Here is a 9568-nt window from a genome sequence, read left to right as displayed (position 1 = left end):
GTATTCATACCAAGTTTATGATGACACCCTATAAGTACCAACAACAAATATCACATGTATCTTAACTAGTTGTCAATTAAACTGTTGCAGTTCCCCTTTCCCGCTTTATTACAATTTAATTATCATCTATAACAAATTTAATAACTATTTTTTTAAACTGTTATAGTAAATTTGCTTAAAAACAGTTTAGAAAGGCAAGGTTATTTATAAATGAAGTTAAGAAAAGTATGGTTGTTTAGTATCAGCCTTCTACTATGTATCACTTGTGTATTCGCAAATTATGATTCAAATACATTTGCTGATACATTGCAAAGTGGATGGCTAATTGATGAATATGGACAAGTAAAACAAGATGATGAAGGTTATTTCACTTACACTATTCGTGAAGATATGGTGGAAGCAGATGGCACGATTGTAATCGATGCAGATCCTCTTGCAGAATATATGGAATACATGATGCGTAAAAATAAGAACCTAGGTTCTACAACAAAGATTCCATTAAAAATTATTAATATGAGTGGAAAATCAATCACTTATAAAGATTATAGTTTTTCAACTATAAACTGGATTCCTACCGGGGATGTATTTATACCTGAACAAACAACACCTACACTACAAAATGGTTATGGATATGGATGGGGACAAGCTTGGCATGATCCATATCAAATGTTAATTGGTAATAAAATATCTGATATGACGTTAAATGCAATTGGCTTTGATGGATACAATGTGCGCTCAGTTATAGCGCCATTACGTTGTATAAATCCAGCCGTTATATCTTTGTTCAATGCATCGAGTGCAACAAATGTTACACTAATACAAATGAATAGTCTGGATCAAAAAATAAAAGAGCAAAATACTTTTATGAATGCAGATGGCATAAGTATCACTTTACCAGCTGATGAAACAAGAACATATGCGGACTTTTTAAAAGCATATTACGATGTTACTTCATTAAATGAACTTTCATTCGTTGAAAAAACTAATATATTTGGATGGGGTAATGAAGGTTCTGTAAATGGAAAAAGTGGACAAAGCGCAATTACAAACTATAAAGGCAATCGAGGCGGTAGTGATGATTTCTTTATTCCTGTAACAGCACTTCATGATGGTTCACTAAAACACTTTCAAACTTGGGGTATTGCAAGCATGTATAATGGATCTTATAATTTCAGCGCTATTGATTATCCTTATACTAAAACTTACTACTTATTAGAAAGCGACCCAGAAGTATTAGCACTTGGTTATGAATACTTATATGATCGTTGTCTGCGTATCACTTTTGATAATGTAAACCAGCCACTAAATGTAACTGGTGTAGAAAGTTATGATGCACAACACACAGGAATGAAAAAATATATTGATAAGAATGAAGCATCAAATAGCGCTGTAGCTACGGCTATGCAACAAGGAACTTATCTTCAAGATGGAGAAATGTTAACCATTGATACAATGGAAGTATATATGGATGTTCCAAATGCTTGGAATGCTTTTCGATATATGGATTTTGGATTTAACTTAACTTTCGCAACTGCGAAAAAAGAAACACCTTCCATTACAGATCCTACCCCTGAAGCAAAACCAGAAGTACAACAACCCGAGCATGAAACAGTAGTGAAAAAGCCACTAACCATTACTCCTGATGCACCTTATACCGGAGATCACACTAGATATGAATACTATATTTTACTAGCATTATTTTCATGTATATCTTTACTTTATATTGGCAAGAAAAAAATGAGGTCATAAAAAAAGCGAATTAATTTCGCTTTTTTTAATTTCTAACTACAGGGAAATTTTTCGTTGTCGCCCTAACTTCTTCTCTAACTTTTGCAATTTCTGCTTCATCATCAATATTTTTTAATACTCTTGAGATCCACAATCCAACTTTGATAAATTCTTCTTCTTTAAACCCACGTGTTGTCATAGCTGCACTACCCAATCGAATACCACTTGTTGTAAATGGCTTTTCTTCATCGAAAGGTATTGCATTTTTATTTGATGTAATACCTGCTTTATCAAGTGCTTTCTCACAAGCTTTTCCCGTTAAGCCTAAAGAACTTTTCACATCAACTAGTAATAAATGGTTTTCGCTTCCATTCGCTACTAAGCGGAATCCTTCATCACGAAGGGTTGTTTCTAACACTTCCATGTTTTTCAAAATTTGTTTTTGATATTCTTTAAACTCTGGTTGCAATGCTTCATAAAAACAAACTGCTTTCGCTGCTATGATATGCATGAGTGGTCCTCCTTGCATACCTGGAAATACATTACGATCAAGATCAGCAGCAAATTCTTCTTTACACATAACAATGCCACCTCTAGGTCCACGTAATGTTTTATGCGTTGTACTTGTTACAAAATCTGCATACTCAACTGGATTAGGGTGTAATCCAGCAGCAACAAGTCCTGCAATATGTGCCATATCGACCATATAATAACAACCAACTTCATCACAGATATCTTTAATCTTTTTAAAATCAATGATTTTAGAATATGCACTCGCACCAGCAACTAGTAATTTAGGTTTTTCTGCTAACGCTACTTTACGTAGTTCTTCATAATCCAACTCTTCACTTTCCTTATTCACTCCATAAGAAACAAAGTTATACAATTTTCCAGAAAAGTTTAACGGGTGTCCATGTGTTAAATGACCACCAGCTGCCAAATCCATTCCTAATACTTTATCTCCTGGTTCTAATACGGTCATATATACCGCCATGTTTGCTTGTGAACCTGAATGTGGTTGAACATTAGCATGTTCTGCATTATACAACTCTTTCAACCTTGTACGAGCTAAATCTTCCACAATATCCACATACTCACACCCACCATAGTAACGTTTTCCTGGATATCCTTCAGCATACTTATTCGTTAAAATAGATCCAGCTGCTTCCAATACATCCTGTGAAACATAATTCTCTGATGCGATTAATTCAATATTGTACAATTGGCGATCCGCTTCTAAATCCATTGCTTTTTTTATTTCAATATCTTTCATTTTATTCCTCTTTCTCTTCAATGCTCTTAATCTTCTCAATCCTATTCTTATGACGTTGATCTTCACTAAATGGTGTTGCCAACCAAGTACGAACAATTTCTTCCATAATGCTTTCACCCAAAACTCTTTGTCCTAAAGCTAATACATTAGAATCATTATGTTCACGTGTAACTTTAGCAGTAAACAAATCACTTACTAAAGAGCAACGAATTCCTTTCACTTTGTTTGCTGTTATACTTGCACCGATACCAGTTCCACAAAGCACGATTCCACAATCATTTTTCCCATCTGCCACTGATTTCGCTGCTGGATATACCATATCTGGATAATCTACAGATTGTTTATCATAACACCCAAAATCTTCAACTTCATGTTCTAATGATTTTAAAATTTCGATTACCTTTTCCTTATATTCATATGCTCCATGATCACATGCTACGGCTACTTTCATCTCTTTATTCCTCCTCTAGAATATCTAATATTTCTTGTTTAGAGATCTCTCCTTCTCTTAAAATATGCATTTCATTATTAGTTAGATCAACAATCGTAGATGCTATATTAGCCCTTGCCTCACCTGCAACGATACCATCTATACGACCATCTAATTGCTCCAACACTTCCCTTTCATTACTTCCTGGATCCTCCCCCGATAGATTTGCACTAGTTACTAGCATTGGCTCTTCCAACAGCTTTAATAAAAAAGTATCATCCGGCATCCGTATAGCAATCGTATCTAAGCCATTGCTCACAAAGGCAGGGACATGATCTTTTTTTCTCAAAATAACCGTTAAACCTCCAGGCATAAAATTCTGAATCAACTTCAAGGATCGCTCATCAATATGAGCAACCTCATCAATTTGTTTTATGGAAGAAACCATATAAGGTATTGGTTTATGTGCATCACGAGTTTTTGCTTTCTTCAAATTCTGCAATGCTTGTTCATTATTACCAATTACCCCTAAACCATAAACTGTGTCGGTTGGAAAGGCTATTAGCTTCCCTTCTTTGACCCATTCCAAGACCTCTTTTATTTGCGACGGTTTAAATATTTTTGTTTCCATATTAACGCCCTCTTTTTTTTAATCTTTTTTCTTTGCTTGATAAATTTCTGCTTTTAGCTTGTTATACTTTTCTAACGATAAAATAACCGCTGCTTCCTTTTGCGATCGTTTAATCAATAATTCATCATCTACATCTAATAAATTTAATGTTTCTTTTAAATCGTTCAATAAAAGTGGCTCTTCTAAAATTTTCATAGTTCCTCCGCTAACATATTTATTATACTACAAAAAAAATTCATTTTATGGTTATTTTAATTTTCTTAGATTTTCGTATAAATAAAAACCTTTTTGCCCATACTTTTTTATTCTGTAAGGGTAATTGAATATATATTCATAACTTTTTCTGAAAATAATTACAATTTTTTTCAATTTTTTTCATGTTTTCTTACATCTTTTATTGATTTTTATTCAATCCTAGATATAATAAATATAATATACTATGAGCTTTCTATATATAATATATAGAAACAGAATTATGGAGAAAGTCGAGGATTGTTTATGAAATTAAGGGGATCGCAAATTATTATGGAAATCTTATTGGAGCACGGTGTGGATACCGTCTTTGGATATCCAGGTGGCGCTGCTTTATTTATCTACGATTCTTTATATGATTATTCTGATCGTATTCATCACATATTAACCGCACATGAACAAGGTGCTGCTCATGCTGCTGATGGATATGCAAGAGCGAGTGGTAAGACTGGTGTTGTGTTTGCAACGAGTGGACCTGGAGCAACAAATTTAGTTACTGGTATTGCAACAGCATTTATGGACAGTATTCCTATGGTAGCAATTACTGCCAACGTAGCCGATAGTTTGATTGGTAGAGATGCTTTTCAAGAAATTAGTATCACTGGTGTGACATTACCAATTACCAAACACAATTACTTTGTAAACCGTATTGAAGATTTAGCGGATGCCCTTCGCAATGCCTTCCGTATTGCGAACGAAGGAAGAAAAGGTCCAGTTTTAATTGATGTCACAAAGGATGTATCAAATGCATTGTGTGAGTTTACACCAGCAAAACCAATGGAACTTCACCCACATCCAGAAATTGAAATAGGTGATATCAAAGAAATTGCTGAAATCATCAATATGGCAAAAAAACCAATCATTTATTTTGGGGGTGGTGTTGCAGCGAGCGATGCACGTGAAGAATTAGCTGAATTAATTCAAAAAGCTGATATCCCATCTACGTATACAATGATGGCAGCCGGTGTTATCGACTATGATGATCCAAAAAGCTTAGGCTTAATTGGTATGCATGGAAGTATGGCCGCAAATCGAGCTGTTGATGAAGCTGATTTAGTAATCGCTTTAGGTACTAGATTTAGTGATCGAGTTGCCCTCAATACCAACCGCTTTGCACAACGTGCTGCGATTATTCAAATTGATATTGATGCAAGTGAAATAAATAAGAATGTTGAAATTAATTATAGTATCATTGGTGATATCAAAGAAGCACTTACAAAATTATTGCCATTTGTAGAAGCTAAAACGCATGATGAATGGGTAAACAAAGTATGCAATTGGCGTAAAGAAATAAATGTCGAATTAGAAGGTGCAAAACTTCGTCCGAAAGATATTATTGTTTCTGCTTGTGATTTAACAGATAAAGAAACTATTTATGTAACCGATGTTGGTCAACACCAATTGTGGGCAGCACAATATGTAAAACATAAAAATACAAAATCTTTTCTAACTAGTGGTGGACTAGGAACAATGGGCTTTGGATATGGTGCTTCTATTGGGGCACAAATTGCATGTCCTCAAAAACGAATCATTCACTTCACTGGTGATGGAAGTTTCCATATGAATTTAAATGAAGCTTGTACTGCTGTTAGTCAAAACTTACCAATCATTACAATCATTATGAACAACCAAGTATTAGGTATGGTATATCAATGGCAAACAACTTTCTATAAACGTCATTTCTCGCAAACTACACCTGAGCGTAAAACTGACTTTGTGAAACTTGCAGAAGGGTTTGGTGCAAAAGGATATCATGCAGAAACCCTAGAAGAGTTTGAAGAGGCATTCAAAAAAGCGTTAACAGAAAATGGTCCTGTTTGGATTGATTGTTACATTGATCGAGAAGAAAAAGTATTACCAATGATTCCAAATGGTGGTACGATAGAAGATATGATTACAGAATAGGAGGATTTGATTATGAGTGAAAAGAAAGAAGTTATCAGCATTTTTGTAGATAACCATGCAAATGTATTAACACGTATTGTCAGTCTTTTTGGTAGAAGAGGTTTCAACATTGACTCCTTGACTGTATCAGCTACCAATAATCCTGAAGTTTCTCGAATTACCATTGTCTTTTCGGGAAATGATCAAACATTATCGCAGATCTTAACACAGACTCAAAAATTAGAGGTTGTGAGAGATATCTTTACCTTGGAAAAAGAAAATAGTTTGTATCGCGAATTGCTTCTAATGAAAATTGAAACAACCAAAGATACACGCTCAGCAATTAAAGAAGTTGTTGATATTTATCGAGGAAAGATTATAAGTCTATCAAAGGATAGCATGATTGTGGAACTAACAGGAGCTCCAGAAAAACTAGATGGTTTTATGGAAATGCTTGACTGTTATGACATAATTGAAGTTTGTCGAACTGGTATTACAGGTATATCAAGAGGCCCACTAGTTGGGACCGAATAAGGGAGGAAATGAAAAATGATAAAAAAATATTATGACACAGACTGTAACTTAGGTTTATTAGATGGGAAAACCGTTTCGATTCTTGGGTTCGGTTCACAAGGACATGCGCATGCATTAAACTTGAAAGATAGTGGTGTTAACGTAGTTGTTGGATTAAGAAAAAGTTCAAAGAGTTGGAGCCAAGCTGAAGAAGCTGGTTTAAAAGTTATGGAAATTGAAGATGCAGCAAAAGCTGGAGACTTTGTAATGATGCTAGTTCCTGATGAAAGTGCTGCCCACATTTATAAGACACAAGTTGAAAAACATATGAAAGAAGGAGATGTATTGATGTTCGCTCATGGATTTAATATCCACTATCATCAAATCATCCCTGCTGATTATATCGATGTAATCATGGTCGCTCCAAAAGGACCTGGTCATACGGTACGTAGTCAATACCTTGAAGGTAAAGGGGTACCAAGTTTGATTGCTGTTTACCAAGACAAATCTGGTAAAGCAAAAGACAATGCACTTGCTTATGCTTGTGGAATTGGTGCAGGACGTGCTGGTATCTTAGAAACATCTTTCAAAGAAGAAACAGAAACAGATCTATTTGGAGAACAAGCTGTTCTTTGTGGTGGAGTTACAGAACTTATGAAAGCTGGTTTTGATACACTTGTAGAAGCAGGATATGAACCAGAAATGGCTTACTTCGAATGTATTCATGAAATGAAATTAATCGTTGACCTTATCAACAGTGGTGGATTTGAAATGATGAGATATTCTATTTCGAATACAGCTGAGTATGGTGATTACCGTACTGGTAAGAGAATCATTACTGAAGATACAAGAAAAGAAATGAAAAAAGTATTAGATGAAATTCAAGATGGTACTTTTGCTTCTGAATTTATTCAAGAATTTAATGCTGGTGGTCAAGCAAAATTCTTATCAACAAGAAGAAAAGAAAGTGAAAGCTTATTGTGTAAAGTTGGAGCTGAATTAAGAAAAATGATGAGTTGGTTAAAAAAATAGAAGGCAACTGCCTTCTATTTTAGAAACATGAGGTGATTAATATGATAGATAAAAAGAAATTGCGAAGTGCAAATGTTACAGAAGGAATCGAAAAAGTTCCTGCAAGAAGTTTGTTTTATGCAATGGGATATACAAAAGAAGAATTGGATCGTCCTTTGATTGGAGTTATCAGCGCATATAGCGAAGTTGTTCCTGGACACATCCATTTAGACAAGGTAAGTGAAGCCGTAAAAGCTGGGATTCGAATGGCTGGTGGAACACCAATTGAAGTTCCATCTATTGGTGTCTGTGATGGAATTGCGATGGGACATGCAGGTATGCGCTATTCACTACCATCAAGAGAATTAATTGCCGATAGTGTAGAATCTATGACCATGGCACATGCCTTTGATGGTCTTGTTTTAGTACCTAACTGTGACAAGATAGTTCCAGGTATGATTATGGGAGCTGCGAGATTGAACATTCCTGCAGTTGTATGTTCTGGTGGTCCAATGATGGCAGGCATTATAAGTGGTGGTGAAGAAGTCTCTTTATCTAAAACATTTGAAGCTGTTGGTGCTAGAAAAGCTAATCTTATTGATGATGAACAATTATTAGATATTGAACAAAACAGTTGTCCTGGATGTGGTTCTTGCTCTGGTATGTATACGGCAAACAGTATGAATTGCTTAAGTGAAGCTTTAGGTATCGCACTTCCTGGAAATGGTACCATTCCTGCTATTAGTAGTAAACGTATCCAGTTAGCAAAAAAAGCTGGGATGGCAATTATGAACTTAGTTGAAAAAGATATTAAAATACGTGATATCATTCATGAAAACTCAATTCGCAATGCACTTGCTTGTGATATGGCATTAGGTTGTTCTTCAAACAGTGTACTTCACTTATTAGCTATCGCTAATGAAGCTGGTGTTGCTCTTGATCTCAACATGTTTAATGAAATGAGTGAAAAAGTACCAAACCTTTGTCATCTTGCTCCAGCAGGTGATACACATATGCATGATTTAAATAATGCTGGTGGTATTCCTGCTGTACAAAACGAATTGGCAAAACAAAACTTATTAGATTTATCTTTGCTTACGGTAAGTGGTAAAAGCGTAGGTGAAAATATTCAAGATCTTAAAAACACCAATACGAATACCATCATGCCAATTGATATGCCATATTCAAAAACAGGTGGCATAGCAATCTTATTTGGCAACATTGCTAAAGAAGGCTGTGTTGTGAAACGTAGTGCTGTCGCAAAAGAAATGCTTCATCACAAAGGACCAGCAAGAATCTTCGATTGTGAAGAAGATGCAATTGATGCAATTTATGCTGGAAAGATTGTTGCTGGAGATGTTGTAGTTATTCGCTATGAGGGACCTAAAGGCGGTCCTGGAATGCGTGAGATGTTGAACCCTACAAGTGCTTTAGCAGGAATGAAATTAGATAAGAGTGTTGCTCTTATTACTGATGGTCGTTTCAGTGGTGCAAGCCGTGGTGCTTCTATTGGACATGTTTGTCCAGAAGCAGCAAGCGGTGGTGAGATTGGCTTATTGAAAGAAGGAGATATCCTTGAAATCAATATCCCTGCTTATTCAATTGAAGCAAACGTTAGTGATGAAGAATTTGAAGAGCGTAGAAAAACATTTAAACCTCGCCCTGCAAATGTAACGAGTGGTTGGTTAAAGCGTTATGCACAACTCGTAGATAGTGCAGCAAAAGGAGCTATAATGAAATAAAAGGACATGATGAAGTGACCCCAATAAGTTGGAAGTAATGTCATTGGTGTAATTGAAGGACTTGAGTTCTGTAAGCTACAGGACTCAGTCCTTTTAATTTTACT

General features: G+C 35.3%; 9 protein-coding genes. 5 read left to right on the top strand and 4 right to left on the bottom strand.

Going from position 1 to position 9568, the window contains the following annotated elements:
- Positions 1-210 precede the first annotated feature (210 nt).
- Positions 211-1749 carry a hypothetical protein gene (locus M2475_RS11025; RefSeq protein WP_277491569.1) on the top strand — a complete coding sequence of 513 codons (1539 nt, stop codon included), beginning with the start codon at positions 211-213 and terminating at the stop codon, positions 1747-1749.
- 25 nt (positions 1750-1774) lie between these two features.
- Here M2475_RS11025 and glyA read toward each other — a convergent pair whose 3' ends face one another.
- From glyA to M2475_RS11005, 4 genes are read right to left on the bottom strand one after another with little or no spacing between them, the layout of a single operon-like run.
- Positions 1775-3001 (bottom strand): serine hydroxymethyltransferase, encoded by a 1227-nt coding sequence (gene glyA, locus M2475_RS11020; RefSeq protein ID WP_277491568.1) that lies wholly within the window; start codon positions 2999-3001, stop codon positions 1775-1777.
- Between the two features lies 1 nt (position 3002).
- The gene (gene rpiB, locus M2475_RS11015) at positions 3003-3452 is read right to left on the bottom strand and encodes a ribose 5-phosphate isomerase B (protein WP_277491567.1); all 450 of its coding nucleotides are present in this window, start codon (positions 3450-3452) and stop codon (positions 3003-3005) included.
- Positions 3453-3456: 4 nt separating this feature from the next.
- Positions 3457-4062, bottom strand: coding sequence for an L-threonylcarbamoyladenylate synthase (locus M2475_RS11010; RefSeq protein ID WP_277491566.1), 606 nt, complete (start codon positions 4060-4062; stop codon positions 3457-3459).
- A gap of 18 nt (positions 4063-4080) precedes the next feature.
- Positions 4081-4257, bottom strand: coding sequence for a hypothetical protein (locus M2475_RS11005; protein ID WP_277491564.1), 177 nt, complete (start codon positions 4255-4257; stop codon positions 4081-4083).
- A gap of 303 nt (positions 4258-4560) precedes the next feature.
- Between M2475_RS11005 and ilvB the strand changes: the two genes are divergently transcribed.
- The 4 genes from ilvB to ilvD are packed head-to-tail and all read left to right on the top strand — an operon-like array spanning position 4561 to position 9464.
- Positions 4561-6219 carry a biosynthetic-type acetolactate synthase large subunit gene (gene ilvB / locus M2475_RS11000; RefSeq protein WP_277491563.1) on the top strand — a complete coding sequence of 553 codons (1659 nt, stop codon included), beginning with the start codon at positions 4561-4563 and terminating at the stop codon, positions 6217-6219.
- 12 nt (positions 6220-6231) lie between these two features.
- Entirely contained in the window at positions 6232-6732 is a 501-nt protein-coding gene (gene ilvN, locus M2475_RS10995) for an acetolactate synthase small subunit (RefSeq protein WP_277491562.1), read from the top strand.
- Between the two features lie 15 nt (positions 6733-6747).
- Entirely contained in the window at positions 6748-7743 is a 996-nt protein-coding gene (gene ilvC / locus M2475_RS10990) for a ketol-acid reductoisomerase (protein ID WP_277491561.1), read from the top strand.
- A 59-nt stretch (positions 7744-7802) separates the two neighbouring features.
- The gene (ilvD, locus tag M2475_RS10985; protein WP_346780374.1) at positions 7803-9464 is read left to right on the top strand and encodes a dihydroxy-acid dehydratase; all 1662 of its coding nucleotides are present in this window, start codon (positions 7803-7805) and stop codon (positions 9462-9464) included.
- Positions 9465-9568: the final 104 nt, after the last annotated feature.

The organism is Breznakia sp. PF5-3 (assembly GCF_029504745.1).
Lineage (GTDB): Bacteria > Bacillota_I > Bacilli_A > Erysipelotrichales > Erysipelotrichaceae > Breznakia.
The sequence above is the reverse complement of the archived record's forward strand: the minus strand, read 5'-3'. Positions and strand labels throughout refer to the sequence as shown.

Excerpts from the sequence above, each read along its gene's own strand:
- M2475_RS11025 (WP_277491569.1), top strand. The coding sequence starts at position 211 with ATGAAGTTAAGAAAAGTATGGTTGTTTAGTATCAGCCTTCTACTATGT.
- glyA (WP_277491568.1), bottom strand. The coding sequence starts at position 3,001 with ATGAAAGATATTGAAATAAAAAAAGCAATGGATTTAGAAGCGGATCGC.
- rpiB (WP_277491567.1), bottom strand. The coding sequence starts at position 3,452 with ATGAAAGTAGCCGTAGCATGTGATCATGGAGCATATGAATATAAGGAA.
- M2475_RS11010 (WP_277491566.1), bottom strand. The coding sequence starts at position 4,062 with ATGGAAACAAAAATATTTAAACCGTCGCAAATAAAAGAGGTCTTGGAA.
- M2475_RS11005 (WP_277491564.1), bottom strand. The coding sequence starts at position 4,257 with ATGAAAATTTTAGAAGAGCCACTTTTATTGAACGATTTAAAAGAAACA.
- ilvB (WP_277491563.1), top strand. The coding sequence starts at position 4,561 with ATGAAATTAAGGGGATCGCAAATTATTATGGAAATCTTATTGGAGCAC.
- ilvN (WP_277491562.1), top strand. The coding sequence starts at position 6,232 with ATGAGTGAAAAGAAAGAAGTTATCAGCATTTTTGTAGATAACCATGCA.
- ilvC (WP_277491561.1), top strand. The coding sequence starts at position 6,748 with ATGATAAAAAAATATTATGACACAGACTGTAACTTAGGTTTATTAGAT.